The 14,720-nt window shown below is 68.7% G+C and carries 13 protein-coding genes and 1 tRNA gene; 2 read left to right on the top strand and 12 right to left on the bottom strand.

The annotated features are described in order from the left end of the window. Positions 1–147: 147 nt before the first annotated feature. Positions 148–1,206, top strand: a complete 1,059-nt coding sequence (locus FZO89_RS13800) for a sensor domain-containing diguanylate cyclase (RefSeq protein WP_222928120.1) — start codon at positions 148–150, stop codon at positions 1,204–1,206. Between the two features lie 7 nt (positions 1,207–1,213). Here FZO89_RS13800 and FZO89_RS13795 read toward each other — a convergent pair whose 3' ends face one another. The 11 genes from FZO89_RS13795 to thrS all read right to left on the bottom strand — a co-directional run bounded on the left by FZO89_RS13795 (position 1,214) and on the right by thrS (position 11,417). Continuing rightward, positions 1,214–2,284 carry a TraB/GumN family protein gene (locus tag FZO89_RS13795; RefSeq protein ID WP_187471157.1) on the bottom strand — a complete coding sequence of 357 codons (1,071 nt, stop codon included), beginning with the start codon at positions 2,282–2,284 and terminating at the stop codon, positions 1,214–1,216. Positions 2,285–2,316: 32 nt separating this feature from the next. Then, positions 2,317–2,787: a cupin domain-containing protein gene (locus FZO89_RS13790; RefSeq protein ID WP_149103791.1), complete on the bottom strand. Its 471-nt coding sequence runs from the start codon at positions 2,785–2,787 to the stop codon at positions 2,317–2,319. Positions 2,788–2,896: 109 nt separating this feature from the next. Further along, a tRNA-Pro gene (locus FZO89_RS13785) sits at positions 2,897–2,973 on the bottom strand. A gap of 224 nt (positions 2,974–3,197) precedes the next feature. Next, positions 3,198–3,554, bottom strand: a complete 357-nt coding sequence (locus FZO89_RS13780) for a MerR family transcriptional regulator (protein WP_149103790.1) — start codon at positions 3,552–3,554, stop codon at positions 3,198–3,200. Continuing rightward, positions 3,547–3,849, bottom strand: a complete 303-nt coding sequence (locus FZO89_RS13775) for an integration host factor subunit alpha (RefSeq protein ID WP_149103789.1) — start codon at positions 3,847–3,849, stop codon at positions 3,547–3,549. The genes FZO89_RS13780 and FZO89_RS13775 overlap by 8 nt, the downstream gene beginning before the upstream one ends. Positions 3,850–3,868: 19 nt before the next feature. Further along, complete coding sequence (gene pheT / locus FZO89_RS13770) at positions 3,869–6,256, bottom strand: phenylalanine--tRNA ligase subunit beta (RefSeq protein ID WP_149103788.1); 2,388 nt, start codon at positions 6,254–6,256, stop codon at positions 3,869–3,871. A 98-nt stretch (positions 6,257–6,354) separates the two neighbouring features. After that, positions 6,355–7,365, bottom strand: a complete 1,011-nt coding sequence (pheS, locus tag FZO89_RS13765) for a phenylalanine--tRNA ligase subunit alpha (RefSeq protein WP_149103787.1) — start codon at positions 7,363–7,365, stop codon at positions 6,355–6,357. Between the two features lie 298 nt (positions 7,366–7,663). Further along, positions 7,664–8,023 carry a 50S ribosomal protein L20 gene (rplT, locus tag FZO89_RS13760; RefSeq protein WP_149103786.1) on the bottom strand — a complete coding sequence of 120 codons (360 nt, stop codon included), beginning with the start codon at positions 8,021–8,023 and terminating at the stop codon, positions 7,664–7,666. Between the two features lie 13 nt (positions 8,024–8,036). Next, positions 8,037–8,240 carry a 50S ribosomal protein L35 gene (gene rpmI, locus FZO89_RS13755; protein WP_100322122.1) on the bottom strand — a complete coding sequence of 68 codons (204 nt, stop codon included), beginning with the start codon at positions 8,238–8,240 and terminating at the stop codon, positions 8,037–8,039. Between the two features lie 657 nt (positions 8,241–8,897). After that, complete coding sequence (infC, locus tag FZO89_RS13750; protein WP_187471201.1) at positions 8,898–9,419, bottom strand: translation initiation factor IF-3; 522 nt, start codon at positions 9,417–9,419, stop codon at positions 8,898–8,900. A 93-nt stretch (positions 9,420–9,512) separates the two neighbouring features. Further along, positions 9,513–11,417: a threonine--tRNA ligase gene (gene thrS, locus FZO89_RS13745; protein WP_149103785.1), complete on the bottom strand. Its 1,905-nt coding sequence runs from the start codon at positions 11,415–11,417 to the stop codon at positions 9,513–9,515. A 294-nt stretch (positions 11,418–11,711) separates the two neighbouring features. Here thrS and FZO89_RS13740 point away from each other — a divergent pair, with 294 nt between their 5' ends. Further along, the gene (locus FZO89_RS13740) at positions 11,712–12,773 is read left to right on the top strand and encodes a LacI family DNA-binding transcriptional regulator (protein ID WP_262378665.1); all 1,062 of its coding nucleotides are present in this window, start codon (positions 11,712–11,714) and stop codon (positions 12,771–12,773) included. A 123-nt stretch (positions 12,774–12,896) separates the two neighbouring features. Here the strand turns inward: FZO89_RS13740 and FZO89_RS13735 are convergent, their stop codons facing one another. Then, a complete protein-coding gene (locus FZO89_RS13735; RefSeq protein WP_149104185.1) occupies positions 12,897–14,603 on the bottom strand; it encodes an alpha-amylase family glycosyl hydrolase in 1,707 nt (568 codons plus the stop codon). Between the last annotated feature and the right edge of the window lie 117 nt (positions 14,604–14,720).

The following is a 14,720-nucleotide window of genomic DNA, read 5'->3' as shown; positions in this document are numbered from 1 at the left end:
CTGGGCGCTGAGCCACAGGCGTGGGCGCTGTGGATCGACGATTCAAGCCGTGGCGCTCGCACGCTCCGGCCGGAATCGCCCGCTAGAATCATCGGGACGCCGGCTGCCGCCGGCACCGCTTGCCGCATTCGCCCGGGGAGACGTGGCGTGCAAACGAACAGCGGCCGGTCGGGCCGGGCGCCCGCGCCCCACGGCTTCGACCGGCTCCCACAACGCACCTACGTTTTCCGCCTGCTCGGCATGGGCCTGGGCGCGCTGTGCATCGCCGCGGTGCTGCGCGAGAACGGCGCCTCGCCGCTGGTCTGGAGCCTGTGCGCGTTCACCGGCCTGGTGTGGCCGCACCTGGCCCTGCTGGTGGCGCGGAGCAGCGCTTCGCCCTATCGCGCCGAACTGCGCAACCTGCTGCTGGATTCGGCCCAGACCGGCTTCTGGGTGGCGATGATGCAGTTCAACCTGTTGCCGAGCGTGCTGCTGTTCACCCTGGTGACCGTGGACAAGATCAGCACCGGCATTCCGCGGCTGTGGCTGTGGTCGCTGCCGGTGTTCGCGGCCGGCCTGCTGCTCGGCGGGCTGGCGACCGGGTTCGCGGTGCGTCCCGACACCAGCACGACGGTGATGCTGGTGGCCCTGCCGATGCTGCTGATCCACAGCATCGCGGTGAGCCTGGCCAGCAACCGCATGGTCCAGCAGATCCGCCAGAAGAACCGCCTGCTCGACGAACTCAGCCGCACCGATTCGCTGACCGGGCTGCACGTGCGCCGGCACTGGCAGGCGCTGGCCGACCGGGCGCTGCACCTGCGCCAGACCGAAGGCATCCCCGCGACCCTGCTGCTGCTCGACATCGACCACTTCAAGGCCGCCAACGACCGCCACGGCCACGCCGTGGGCGACGACGTGCTGCGCGCCGTGGCCGAGGCGATCCGCGCCGGCCTGCGCGAGAGCGACGACGCCGGACGCTACGGCGGCGACGAGTTCGGCATCGTCCTGCACGCCACGCCGCCGGGCGATGCGCGGCTGGTGGCCGAGGCGATTCGGCGCGAGATCCGTCGCATCGGTGTCGCCGAAATGGGAGATTCGCGCATCACCGCGAGCATCGGCATGGCGCCGGCGCACGGCGGCCACGATTCACTGGAACAGTGGATCGAGGAAGCCGATGCCGCGCTGTACCGCGCCAAGCGCGGCGGCCGCGACCGGATCGAGTCGTGAGCCGCGCTCAGGGGGGCTCGACCACGTAGCCCCTTTCGCGCAGGCGCGCCAGGTAGCCGTCGGCCGCGGTCACGAGGGACAGCGGCAGCATCGCGAAGCTGGACGCGTTCTCCGCCAGCGTTTCCTCGGCAGCCGCGATCCACATCGCGTCCAGGCGCGGCCGCAGGTCGGACACGCCGAGCCTGCGCGCCAGCCCATTCTCGGTCATCGCGCGGATGCAGGTGCTGTACTGGTTCTCGATCGAAAGCGAGCGCAGGGTATCGATCTCGCCGGTTGCCCAGGCATTGGCCCGCCGACGCATCAGCTCCAGATCGCCCTCGATCCGCGACAGCGTCTTCTCGAAGCACTCGGTGTCGGCGAGCGTGGTCGCCTGGAACTCGCGGATCACCGCCTTGGGATCCTCGATCTCCAGCTTGTAGTTGACCGCACGCAGCTCGACGTCGTGGCGCCTGGCCATGCGCCGGACCGCCTTGTCGACCACGTCCTCGCGGCTGAGCCCCGACTCGTCCATCGCCGCCTCGTACAGCTCCTGCGCCGCGAAGATCGGCCGCCACTGCTCGACCCCGCGGTTGCGGCCCAGGTAACGTCGCTTCAGCGGCACCCAGCGTGCATACAGCTCGGGCGACACCATCTGCTGCAAGGTGGCGCCGTCCGGATTGCGACGCGCCTTGAGCAGCGACGGCAACAGCAGCATGCCGCGGAACACACCCACGCCCGCGTCGAGGGTGAACGACGGCGGCAGCAGCACCTGCTGCGAGCGCGCGACGACCGATTCGAGGCCCGCCGACTCCCATTGCATCCGCCTGGGCAGCGGCGAAACCGTGGCCATCACGTACAGCACGTGCCCATCCTTGCGCACCTTCCACAATCCCGGCCCCGGCAGCACGCCGGAGACGACCACGGTCTCGTGATCGACGATCCGGCCGTCCCCGGGCGCGGAGGGGATGGCGGCCGGTCCGGCGAGGTCCGCGACAGGCGTGGACGGCTCGACCGGCGTCGCGGCCTCCTGCGCGGAGACGGGTGCCGAACCGAGCAGCAGCAGGAGCGGCAACAACCTGGCGACAGGCATGGCGGTCATCCGTGTTCCGGGCGACGTGCGGCCGCCAGCGCTCATCGCTTGACCTCGCCGAGCCGCCGCAGTTCCTGCGCGAGCCCGCTGCCCTGGTCGAGCAGTTCGAAACCTTCCCAGACGAAACCCGGGGCGACCGTGCAGGTGACCAGCACCCATGCATCGCGGGCTTGCGCCGACTGCCACGTCCCCGCCGGCACGATGCACGGCAGCGCCTCGCCCGCTGGCGGCGGCCCCAGCCGCGTGCGCGACAACAAGCCGCGGGCCGCGTCGAACTGCAGCAGGTCCAGCACGCCGCCCTGCTGCCAGTGCCAGGCCTCGTCGGCATCCACGCGATGCCATTCGCTGCGCGCGCCGGCGCCGAGCAGGTAGCGGATCGCGGTCATCGCCGGCCGGCGCCGACCGTTGGCTTCCACCTCGACTGCCGAGACATGCATGCGCCGGTAGTGGCCGCCCTCGGGATGCGGTTCGAGCCCATGGCTTGCGATCAGTTCGCGCTCGGTTTCGTCCATGCGCCCGCATGGTAGCGGGGCGCGGCGATTCCGGCAGCCGCATGCCCGGCTCGCGGGAGCGGAAACGCCGTGAACGAAAAAGCCCGCCTTGCGGCGGGCTTCGGGAAATTGGTCGGGGTAGCCGGATTTGAACCGACGACCACTTGTCCCCCAGACAAGTGCGCTACCAGGCTGCGCTATACCCCGGATCGGAGCGGATTATAGCGCGGCTCGTCCGCGGATGAGCCGCGCCCGGGCTGAATGCGCCGCCGTTCGGGCGCTGGCGCACCTTTGGGGACATCGGAGGAATGACGCTCGCAGGAGCTTCATCGCACGGCATCCACGGGGTCGCCCCGGGACAGGGTCCGTCGGCCGCGGGGTCGACCAGCGACCAGCGGCCAGCGGCGATCGCACCGCGACTGCTCGCCGGCTCAGCGCTTGAGCAGGTGCAGGATTTCCTCGAGTTCCATCCGTACCTGGCGCACGATCTGGCTGCTCATCGCCGATTCCTGCTTCGCGCCGTCGCCCTCGAGCCGCAGGCGCGCGCCGCCGATGGTGTAGCCCTGCTCGTAGAGCAGGCCGCGGATCTGGCGCACCATCAGCACGTCGTGGCGCTGGTAGTAACGGCGGTTGCCGCGGCGCTTGACCGGGCTCAGGCTCGGGAACTCGGTTTCCCAGTAGCGCAGCACGTGCGGCTTGACGTCGCACAGCTCGCTGACCTCGCCGATGGTGAAGTAGCGCTTGGCCGGGATCGGCGGGAGTTCGCGGTTGCTGCCGGGATCAAGCATCGCGCGTGCCTGCGTAGGTTTCCACGCGTTCCTTGAGCTTCTGGCCGGGGCGGAAGGTGACCACCGTGCGCGCGGAGATCGGGATCTCCTCGCCGGTCTTGGGGTTGCGTCCGGGGCGTTCGTTCTTGCGGCGCAGGTCGAAGTTGCCGAAGCCGGAGAGTTTCACCTGGCGGCCCTGTTCCAGCGCCTCGCGCAGCACGTTGAAGAACGCGTCGACGAATTCCTTCGCCTCGCGCTTGTTGAGCCCGACTTCCTCGTAGAGCTTCTCGGCCATTTCCGCTTTGGTCAACGCCACGCCGTCCCCCGGTGCAACATCAGCTTCTGATCCTGGCGCCGTGCGCATCCTGCAATGCGGTCATGACCCCGGCCACTGCAACATCCACGTCACTGTCGGTGAGAGTGCGCGATTTATCCTGCAGAATCAAGCCGGTTGCGAGACTTCTGAATCCCGGCTCGACCCCCTTTCCGAGATAACGGTCGAACAGCCGGACATCGGCCAGCAGCGCGCCCGCGGCGGTGCGGATGGTCGCCTCCAGGGCGGCCCAGGGCACGCTCTCCGGGGCGACGAACGCGATGTCCCGGCGGACGGACGGGAACCGCGACAGCCCCTGCGCCCGCGCGATCGCGCGGCGCTGGAGCGGCGCCAGGTCGAGTTCGAAGGCGATCACGGCGCCGTCCAGGTCCAGCGCGCGCAGCAGGCGCGGATGGAGTTCGCCGATCCAGCCGAGCATTTCTTCCGCTTCGCCGTCCACGCGCCACACCTCGGCGCTGCGCCCCGGGTGCCCGTGGGTGGCCTGCGACGGGCGGTAGTCGAGCCGCGCACCGGCACAGGCGGCGAGGCTGTCGAGATCGCCCTTGAGGTCGTGGAAATCGGCCGGGCGTGCCGGCACGCCCCACTGTTCGGCGTGCGCGTCGCCATGGATCGCCGCGGCAATGCGCTGCGTTTCCGGCGGTGCGCCGGCGCCCGCCGACGCGCAGAACACCTTGCCGATCTCGAACAGCCGCACCCGCGACTGCTGGCGCGCGAGGTTGCGTGCCACGGCGGCGACCAGGCCGGGCAGCAGCTGCGTGCGCATCACGCCGAGTTCGGCGCTGAGCGGATTGGCCAGCGGGACGCTGCCCTCGACCGCCTGCCAGCGCCGCAGCAGGGCTTCGTCGACGAACGCGAAGTTCACCGCCTCGAAGTAGCCGCGCGCGACCAGTTGCGCGCGCACTTCGTCCTCGCCCACGCGCGTTTCGCTGGGGGCGGCGATGCGCGCGGCGCCACCGGGCAGCGTGGTCGGGACGGCGTCGTAGCCGTGGATGCGCGCGACTTCCTCGATCAGGTCTTCCTCGATCGCGATATCGAAGCGGCGGCTCGGCGGCAGCACGCGCCAGCCCTCGTCGACCGCCGTCACCTCCATGTCCAGGGCGCGCAGGATCCGCTCGACCGCGAGGTCGGGCACGGTGAGTCCGAGCACGCGCGCCAGTCGCGCACGGCGCAGCGCGATCGGCTGCGGCTGCTGCAGGTGCACCTGCAGCGACGCCTCCGCGACCGGCCCCGGCCGACCGCCGGCGATGTCGACGATCAGCCTGGTGGCGACCTCGATCGCGGTGCGCGGCAGCGCCGGGTCGACGCCGCGCTCGAAGCGGTGCGCGGCGTCGGTATGCATGCCCAGCCGCCGGCTGCGGCCGATGATCGCCGCCGGGGCGAAGTGCGCGGCCTCCAGGAACACGTTGCGCGTGGCGTCGGTGACCCGGGTGTCGAAACCGCCCATCACGCCGGCCAGCGCGACCGGGCGGTCGGCGTCGGTGATGGCGAGGAACTCCTCGTCCAGGATCACGTCGCGGCCGTCGAGCAGGGTCAGCGTTTCGTTGGCGCGCGCGCGGCGCACGCTCACCGGCCCCTGCAGCAGATCGCGGTCGAAGGCGTGCATCGGCTGGCCCAGCTCGAGCATCACGTACTGGGTGACGTCGACCAGGAAACTCAGCGGACGGATGCCGCTGCGGCGCAGGCGCTCGGCCATCCACACCGGGGTGGGCACGCGCGCGTCCACGCCTTCGATCACGCGGCCGACATAGCGTGGTGCGTCCGCGCCGGCCTGCAGTTCGACAGGCAGTCGCGCTTCGCTGGTAGCGGGAACCGGTGTGGCGTCGTATGCGGCGACTTCGCTGCCTACGGCCGCGGCGACGTCGAAGGCGATCCCGCGCAGGCTGAAGCAGTCGGCCCGGTTGGGGGTGAGCTTGATCTCGATGCTGGCGTCGGGCAGGCCGAGGTAATCGGCCAGCGGCGTACCCACCGGCGCGTCGTCCGGCAGTTCCAGCAGGCCCGCCGCGTCGGCGTCGACGCCCAGCTCCTTCGCCGAGCACAGCATCCCGCTGGATTCGACGCCGCGCAGCTTCGCAGCCCGGATCGTCAGCTCGCCGAGCGTCGCGCCGATCGTCGCCAGCGGCGCGACCAGCCCGGCCCGTGCGTTCGGCGCGCCGCAGACGATCTGCAACGGCTGCGCGCCGCCGGCATCGACCTGGCAGACCTGCAGGCGGTCGGCCTGCGGATGCCGCTCGGTCGAGACGATGCGCGCGACCACCACGCCGTCGAGCGCCTCGCCCAGCGCGGTCACCTCTTCGACCTCCAGGCCGATCGCGGTCAGCACCTCGACCAGCTGCTCGCGGGTCGCGTCGGTGGGAACGTGCGTACGGAGCCAGTTCTCGCTGAATTTCATTGCACCACCACCTTGTCATTCCGAGCGCAGCGAGGAATCCCGCGTCCGGCAGAGTGAAGCCAGATCCCTCGCTGGGCTCGGGATAACGCGTTTGCCGGTTACGCGAACTGCCTGAGGAAGCGCAGGTCGTTGTCGAAGAACGCGCGCAGGTCGTCGACGCCGTAGCGCAGCATCGCCAGCCGTTCCACGCCCATGCCGAAGGCGAAGCCGGTGTAGCGCTCGGGGTCGATGTCGACCGCACGCAGCACGTTCGGGTGCACCATGCCGCAGCCCAGCACCTCCAGCCAGCGCGTGCTGCCGTCCGGGCGCTGCCAGGCGATGTCGACTTCCGCGCCCGGTTCGACGAACGGAAAATAGCTCGGCCGGAACCGCATCTCGAAGTCTCGCTCGAAGAACGCGCGCACGAACTCGGCCAGCGTGCCCTTGAGGTCGGCGAACGTCGAATGCTCGTCCACCAGCAGGCCCTCGCACTGGTGGAACATCGGCGAGTGGGTCTGGTCGGAATCGGAGCGGTAGACCTTGCCCAGCGCGATCATGCGCAGCGGCGGTCCGCTGCTGGCAGCCACCGCGTCGCGCATGTAGCGCACCTGCATGCCCGAGGTATGCGTACGCAGCAGGCGCCCGTCGCCGAAATAGAAGGTGTCGTGCATCGCGCGCGCCGGGTGGTGCGGCGGGAAGTTCAGGGCCTCGAAGTTGTGCCAGTCGTCCTCGATCTCGGGCCCGTCGGCGAGGTCGTAGCCGAGCCGGCCGAAGATGTCGGCCATGCGCGACATCGTGCGGCTGATCGGGTGCACCCCGCCGCGGCCCGGGTCGCGCCCGGGCAGGGTCACGTCGATCGACTCGCCGGCCAGGCGCGCATCGAGTTCCGCATCCTCCAGCGCCGCCTTGCGCGCGGCCAGCGCCTCGCCGACGGCGTCGCGTGCGCGGTTGATCGCCTCGCCCGCCGCCTTGCGCTGGTCGGCAGGCAGCGCGCCCAGCGACTTGAGCTGTGCGGTGATGCGGCCGCTCCTGCCGAGCAGCGCGACCCGCAGCGCCTCCAGCGCGTCGGCGGTGGGCGCCGCGGCGATGTCGGCCAGCGCCTGGTCCGACAGTGATTCGATCCCGCTCATCGAACGTCCTCGGTTCTTGAATCCATTCCGGTACTGCCGGCTCGGCCGGTTCCCTGCGCCGTCATCCCGGGCGAAGCAGGTGATCCCGCGTCGATCGGACCGCGGATCCCTCGCTTCGCTCGGGATGACAACCGCGGGGATGACAACCGCGGAAACGACAACTGCGGAGATGGCAGCGACAGCATCGCCAGACCCCTGAAAAACGAATGGGGAAGGACTTGCGCCCTTCCCCATGCGTGTACCAGCTTGTCTCCCGCCGTCCGGCCGGCATGGCTGCCGGCAGCGACGGGGACGTGCATTACGCCGCGAGCGCGCCCTTCGCCTTTTCGGTCAGGGCGGTAAACCCTGCCGCGTCGTGCACGGCGATGTCCGCCAGCACCTTGCGGTCCAGGGTGATGCCGGCCTTGAGCAGGCCGTTCATGAAACGGCTGTAGCTCATGCCGTTGATGCGGGCCGCCGCGTTGATGCGGGTGATCCACAGCGAACGGAAGTTGCGCTTCTTCTGCTTGCGGCCGATGTAGGCGTACTGCTCCGCCTTGATGACCGCCTGCTTGGCGACGCGGAAGACCTTGCGGCGGGCGTTGTAATAGCCCTTCGCGCGGCCGAGAACCTTCTTGTGACGACGGCGCGCCTGCACGCCACGCTTGACTCGTGCCATTGTTCAGCCCTCCTCAGAGATACGGAAGCATGCGGTCCAGACGGCCCGCGTCCTCGGCACGAACATGGTTCGTCTGCCGGAGGTTGCGCTTCCGCTTGGTCGCCTTCTTGGTGAGGATGTGGCTGCGGTTGGCGTGGCCTGCCTTGTACTTGCCGGAAGCGGTCTTCCGGAAGCGTTTGGCCGCGCCCCGATGCGTCTTGATCTTGATCTTCGACATTGGGTGGTCCTTGGGGTCGTTTCTAGTACTGGCCCGGGCGGCGTTCTTCGGCAGGCGACTTTGCGGCTACGCCGCGCGTCGCTTGCTGGAACGCACTTTCCTTCCTGCCTGGCCGGTTTGTAAGCCGCTGATTCGAAAGGACATCAGGGCGGGTCCAAAGGGATTGCGTGACGCACCCGGAGAACCGGGCCGGCCATTATGCCCGCCGGGGGTTTCGCTTGCAAATCAGGGGGTTCGGCTGGACACGATGGCGTCCATCCGCCGCCGATCCTGTCGTTCCCGGCGGCGCTCCTGCAGCGCACGTGGCGGCCGGGATGGTCGCACCGTTCGCTGGCGTCATTCCGGACAACAGGGCTCGAAGCAACGCAGGCCCGTCAGCGGCAAGCCGCGTCCTGTCGGCCGGGGATTGCGGCAAGCAGGACATGGATGTCCTGCGCCCGAGTCAGGACAGGATGTCCTGACCGAGGGAGGAGCGATCCCCGGGCGGCAGGGCGCGGCGTCGGTCCGGAGGCGCCTGAACATCCAGCGGCTGGATTTTCCCCGGCCGGACCAAACACCAGAAAAGCGAAGCGCGCCATTCGGCACGCTCCCCCACCCTTTACCCTCCCCCGCAAGCGGGCGGAGGGGAACGGTACGAATCGCCGCCTACGGCGGCGATTATTTCTTCTTTGGGGCGATCATCATCACCATCTGCCGGCCTTCCAGGCGCGGGCGCGATTCGATGACGATGTCTTCGCCGAGGTCGGCCTCGATCCGCGAGGCCATCTCGCGGCCGAGTTCCTGGTGGCTCATCTCGCGGCCACGGAAGCGGATGTTGACCTTGATCTTGTCGCCCTCTTCCAGGAAGCCGCGCATCTTGCGCAGCTTGATCTGGTAGTCGCCCTCGTCGGTGACGGGGCGGAACTTCACTTCCTTGATCTCGACCTGGCGGGTCTTCTTCTTGGCCTCGTTGGCCTTCTTCTGCATCTCGAACTTGAACTTGCCGAAGTCCATGATCTTGCAGACCGGCGGATCCGCGTTGGGCTGGATCTCGACCAGATCGAGGCCTTCGTCCTCGGCCATCTTCAAGGCTTCGTCGCGCGACAACACGCCGACCATTTCTCCGTCGGAACCGATCACGCGCACGCGCGGCACGCGGATTTCGTTGTTGCGGCGATTCTGCTTGTCTGGGGTGCTAATACTGCGTCTCCGGAATGGAAGAAGCCGGCGCCATCGGGGCGGCGCCGGGTCGTTCGTACAGATTTTTAACGGATTTCGGCCACGATACAACCGTCAGCCGCGGGATTCACCCGCCAGCCGTCCGGCGAAGGCGTCGAGGGCCATGGTACCGAGATCCTCCCCTGCCCGGGTCCTGACCGCGACCTCGCCGGCCTCCTTCTCGCGGTCCCCCACCACCAGCAGGTACGGCACCCGCTGCAGGGTGTGCTCGCGGATCTTGTAGCCGACCTTCTCGTTGCGGATATCGGCAACCACCCGCAAACCCTTCGAATTCAATGCCTTGGCAACGGATTCGACAGCCTGCGCCTGGGCGTCGGTGATGTTCATCACCACCGCCTGGACCGGCGCCAGCCAGGCCGGAAACGACCCCGCGTGGTGCTCGATCAGGATGCCGATGAAGCGCTCCATCGAACCCACGATCGCCCGGTGCAGCATCACCGGGGTCTGCCGCTGGCTCTGTTCATCCACGTATTCGGCGCCCAGGCGCCCGGGCATCATGAAGTCGACCTGCATGGTCCCGAGCTGCCAGGTGCGGCCGATGGCGTCCTTCAGGTGGTACTCGATCTTGGGGCCGTAGAACGCGCCCTCGCCGGGGAGTTCCTGCCAGTCCACGCCCGAGGCCCGGAGGGCGTCGCGCAACGCGGTCTCGGCCCTGTCCCAGGTGGCGTCGTCGCCCAGGCGCGGTTCCGGGCGCAGCGCGATCTTGATCTGGATGTCCTCGAAGCCGAAGTCGGCGTAGACCTTGAGCGCCTGCTCGTGGAACGCGCGCACTTCCGCTTCCACCTGTTCCGGGGTGCAGAACACATGGCCGTCGTCCTGGGTGAAGCCGCGCACGCGCAGGATGCCGTGCAGCGCGCCCGAAGGCTCGTTGCGATGGCAGCTTCCGAACTCGCCGTAGCGGATCGGCAGGTCGCGGTAGCTGTGCAGGCCCTGGTTGAACACCTGCACGTGGCCGGGGCAGTTCATCGGCTTCACCGCGTAGGTCCGCTTCTCGGACTCGGTGAAGAACATGTTGTCCTTGTAGTTGTCCCAGTGACCGGACTGCTTCCACAGCTCGACGTCGAGGATCTGCGGGCAGCGCACCTCGCCGTAGCCGGTCTCGCGGTACACCCGGCGCATGTACTGCTCGACCACCTGCCACACCGCCCAGCCCTTCGGGTGCCAGAACACCAGGCCCGGCGCCTCTTCCTGCAGGTGGAACAGCTGCTGGGCCTTGCCGATGCGGCGATGGTCGCGCTTCTCGGCCTCCTCGATCCGCTGGATGTAGGCCTTGAGCTGCTTCTCGTCGGCCCAGGCCGTGCCGTAGATGCGCTGGAGCTGCTCGTTCTTCGCATCGCCGCGCCAGTAGGCGCCGGAAATGCGCAACAGCTTGAACGCCTTCAGGAAGCGCGTGTTCGGCACGTGCGGGCCGCGGCACATGTCGACGTATTCCTGGTGGTGGTACAGGCCCATCGCGGTGACTTCCGGGCCCATATCCTCGATCAGGCGCAGCTTGTAGTCCTCGCCACGCGCGCGGAACACCTCGACCACCTCCGCGCGCGGCGTCATCTTCTTGACGACGTCGTAGTCCTGCGCGACCAGCTCGCGCATGCGCTGCTCGATCGCGGCGAGGTCGTCGGGCGTGAACGGACGTTCGGCGTGGATGTCGTAGTAGAAGCCCTCCTCGATCACCGGGCCGATCACCATCTTCGCGTCCGGATACAGCTGCTTGACCGCGTGGCCGACGAGGTGGGCACAGGAGTGGCGGATGATCTCGACGCCCTCGGGGTCCTTCGGCGTGAGGATCTGCAGCGTGGCGTCGTGGTCGATCAGGTCGGAGGCATCGACCTGGCGGCCGTCGACCTTGCCGGCGACCGTCGCCTTGGCTAGGCCCGGGCCGATGGACTGCGCGACTTCCATGACGGAAACCGGGTGGTCGAATTCGCGGCGGCTGCCGTCGGGGAGGGTGATGGTGATCATTGGGGAGCCGTGATTGGTGATTCGTGATTGGCGATTCGGGAAAGCGGAAGGCGGTTCGGCGCTTGCGAATCCCAACCCCCAATCCCGTGGCCGCAAAGCGGCCACAAAAAAAGCGCCACGAGGGCGCCCTTGGTGGAAGCCTCGCGGTCGGTCAGCGGTGGGCGGTGGTAGTGCGCATGTCGCACGCTCGGCCGGCGTTTCCGCGGGCCACCTCGTGGTCGGGTCGAACCCGGATTCTACCGCGGATCGGGCGATGTTGCGCTGCACCGGGGCGCCGGGGCGGCAGGTGGCATGATGCCGCCTGCTCCCGGCGTCTCCGGCATGAACATCCGCGGCAAGCCCACCTCGCTCGACATCGCCCACCTGGCAGGAGTGTCCCAGCCGACGGTGTCGCGCGCGCTGCGCGGCAGCCCGATGGTGAACGAGGAGACCCGCAGGCGGATCCTGGCGATCGCCGAGCAGCTCAACTACAAGGTCGACAAGAACGCCTCGGGCCTGCGCCGCCAGCATGCCGGGACCCTGGCACTGCTGCTGTTCGAGGACCCGACCCCGGACGAGTCGCACATCAACCCGTTCTTCTTCCCGATGCTGGGTTCGATCACCCGGGCCTGCGCGCGCCACGGCCAGGACCTGCTGATCTCGTTCCAGCAGTTCTCCGACGACTGGCACGCCGAATACGGCGACAGCCACAAGGCCGACGGGCTGATCCTGCTCGGCTACGGCGACTACCTCGCCCACCAGGGCAAGCTCACCAAGCTGGTGGAACAGGGCACGCCGTTCGTGCGCTGGGGCGCGGTGATGCCGGACCAGCCGGGCCTGTCGATCGGCTGCGACAACGTCGGCGGCGGACGCCTGGCCGGCGAACACCTGCTGGCCGTCGGGCGCCGCCGCATCGCCTTCCTCGGCGATGCCTCGAACCACTACCCCGAGTTCCTCGACCGCTACAGCGGCTGCGACGAGGCATTGAAGGCGGCCGGGTTCTCGCTCGACCGCGCGCTGCAGGTGGATGCGGAAAGCGCGGAGGATTCCGGCTACGCCGCGGCGTTGTCCCTGCTCGGCCGCGGACTGCCGTTCGACGCGGTGTTCGCTGCCAGCGACCTGATCGCGATCGGCGCGATGCACGCCTTGCAGGAAAACGGACTGCGCATCCCGGAGGACGTGGCGATCGTGGGGTTCGACGACATTCCCGCGGCGCGCATCGCCACTCCGGCGCTGACCACCGTGGTGCAGGACACGATCCGCGCCGGAGAACTGCTGGTCGAAGCCCTGGTGCACCTGGTCAACGGGGAACCGGCGGAACGCACGCGGCTGCCGACGTCGCTGGTGGTGCGCAAGTCCAGCGGCGCGGTGGCGTAGCCGCGGCGCCCGCTCCGCCGCCGTCCGCACGCGGACTGCGAGCCGGCCACGCGTGCGACGGCCCGTACCCGCGACCGCGGGTGCTCTCCCTCGTGGGGCGCGGGCGTTGTCGGACGGCGCCCCCTATTGCGCGTGCGGAGCCGCCATGGCCCGAGCCAGCGCCACCTGCAGCCCGGGCGCATCGATCGGCGCATCGCGCAGCAGCACGCGTACGCCGTGTGGGGGCACCTCGAGATCGATGCGCCGGTCGATGCGCACCGTTTCGCCCGAGAACGCGTCGCGCCAGTCGCCCGGCTGCACGAGGGTGTCGACGACGATGCGCCGCGCTGCGTCGCCCTTGTTCAGCAGTACCAGCGCGGCCTGCGCGTCGCCCCCGTGCTGGTGGACACGATAGAACGCCGCCGACTCGCCTTCCAGCCGGACGTTGACCTGCAGCCCGCGCTGCAATGCCGGGGTGTCGCGGCGCAGTGTCGCGATCCGCGTCAGGTTGCGGTGGATCGCACTCTCGGCCGCCGCGTCGACGCGGGCCTGGCCGAAATAGTTGCGGTTGCCGGCATGTTCGGCGCGACCGCGCATGAAGCCGACTTCCGAGCCGTAGTAGACCACCGGGATGCCACGCGCGGTGAACAGCCAGTTGTGCGCATCGATGAAGCCCTCGTCGCTGGCGTCCATGCGCGGCATGTCGTGGTTGTCGTAGAACGTGGCCAGCTCGTAGGGGTTGGCGTACGGCCCCCCTTCGAGGAACAACGTCGGCGCCAGGCGCTCGAAACCGGCCTGTTTGCGCCCGAAGACCTCGTCCATCGCCTGCTTCATCGGGAAATCGAGCACGCTCACCCCGCCGTTGCCGGGCAGCGTATGCACCGCGATCTTCGCCGCGTCGTAGTCGAAGGCCTCGCCGAACATGAAGAAGCCCGGGCGTTTGGCGCGGATGCGCTCGCTGAACGCCTGCCAGAACGACGATGGCATCCAGGCGATGGTGTCGATGCGGAACGCGTCCGCGCCCTGGTCGATCCAATGGCTGTACGCGTCGACCAGGTACTCGAGCACCGCCGGGTTGCCGGCATCGAAGTCGGCGAGCTGGGCGAGGTTGCCGTCGAAGATCGACCCGTGCTTCGCGTCGACCGGCCCGGTATCGTTGTAGAACGCGTGCAGCGGGTTGCCTTCCGGGTCGAGCTGCTGCGGCGGCAGGTTCTGGTGGTCGGCGATCAGCGTGCCGTCACGGTCGTACAGCTTGCCGAACTTTGGCTGCGGCGCGGTCATCGTCCATCCGGGCGAGCCATGGTTGCCGACGATGTCGAGTACCAGCTTCATGTCCCGGGCGTGCATCGCATCTGCGAGATCGCGGAACTGCATGCCGGGACTCGGCAGGTGCTCGTCCACCTCGAAGAAGTTCACGCCCCAGTAGCCGTGGTAGCCGGTCTTGCCACGGTCGGTGAGGATGCTGCCGCAGCCCGGGGTCTCGCCGCCGGTGAACGCTTCGTCGGGATTGTCGACCACCGGCGTGATCCACACCGCGGAAAAGCCCATGCCACGGATGTAGTCGAGGTTGTCGGCGATGCCGCGGAAATCGCCGCCGAGGTAGCCGATGTTGCCGGCTACGCCGTCGCAGGGCTCGAGCGGGAGGTCGAAGGTACGGCGCTCGCCGCCCTGGTTTCGCTGGTCGTTGGACGGATCGCCATTGACGAAGCGGTCGGTGACGACGAAGTACACAGCTTCGCTGGCGAACGGTTCTAGCGTGCCATAGGCGTCTGCAACTGTCGGCGCAGGTCGATCCGCGTCCGCACACGCCGGCAGCAGGAGGGACAGGATCAGCAGGAGCACGGCACGCATCGTCATTGACCTTCTTCCTCGAAACGCGAAATTGTCATTCCGAACATGGAAATGTCGTCCCGCACACGGGACTGTCATCCCGAACGCAGTGAGGGATCTGCTCCATGCAGCCCCGAA

It is taken from the genome of Luteimonas viscosa, from assembly GCF_008244685.1.
GTDB classification, from domain to species: domain Bacteria; phylum Pseudomonadota; class Gammaproteobacteria; order Xanthomonadales; family Xanthomonadaceae; genus Luteimonas; species Luteimonas viscosa.
Note: the sequence above shows the minus strand (reverse complement) of the source record. Positions and strands in the feature narration are given on the sequence as shown.

What these genes read in the sequence shown, in the direction of transcription:
- FZO89_RS13795 (WP_187471157.1), bottom strand. Translation starts at nt 2,284, where the DNA reads ATGACCGCCATGCCTGTCGCCAGGTTGTTGCCGCTCCTGCTGCTGCTC.
- FZO89_RS13790 (WP_149103791.1), bottom strand. Translation starts at nt 2,787, where the DNA reads ATGGACGAAACCGAGCGCGAACTGATCGCAAGCCATGGGCTCGAACCG.
- FZO89_RS13780 (WP_149103790.1), bottom strand. Translation starts at nt 3,554, where the DNA reads ATGCTTGATCCCGGCAGCAACCGCGAACTCCCGCCGATCCCGGCCAAG.
- pheT (WP_149103788.1), bottom strand. Translation starts at nt 6,256, where the DNA reads ATGAAATTCAGCGAGAACTGGCTCCGTACGCACGTTCCCACCGACGCG.
- pheS (WP_149103787.1), bottom strand. Translation starts at nt 7,365, where the DNA reads ATGAGCGGGATCGAATCACTGTCGGACCAGGCGCTGGCCGACATCGCC.
- rplT (WP_149103786.1), bottom strand. Translation starts at nt 8,023, where the DNA reads ATGGCACGAGTCAAGCGTGGCGTGCAGGCGCGCCGTCGTCACAAGAAG.
- rpmI (WP_100322122.1), bottom strand. Translation starts at nt 8,240, where the DNA reads ATGTCGAAGATCAAGATCAAGACGCATCGGGGCGCGGCCAAACGCTTC.
- thrS (WP_149103785.1), bottom strand. Translation starts at nt 11,417, where the DNA reads ATGATCACCATCACCCTCCCCGACGGCAGCCGCCGCGAATTCGACCAC.
- FZO89_RS13740 (WP_262378665.1), top strand. Translation starts at nt 11,712, where the DNA reads ATGCCGCCTGCTCCCGGCGTCTCCGGCATGAACATCCGCGGCAAGCCC.
- FZO89_RS13735 (WP_149104185.1), bottom strand. Translation starts at nt 14,603, where the DNA reads ATGCGTGCCGTGCTCCTGCTGATCCTGTCCCTCCTGCTGCCGGCGTGT.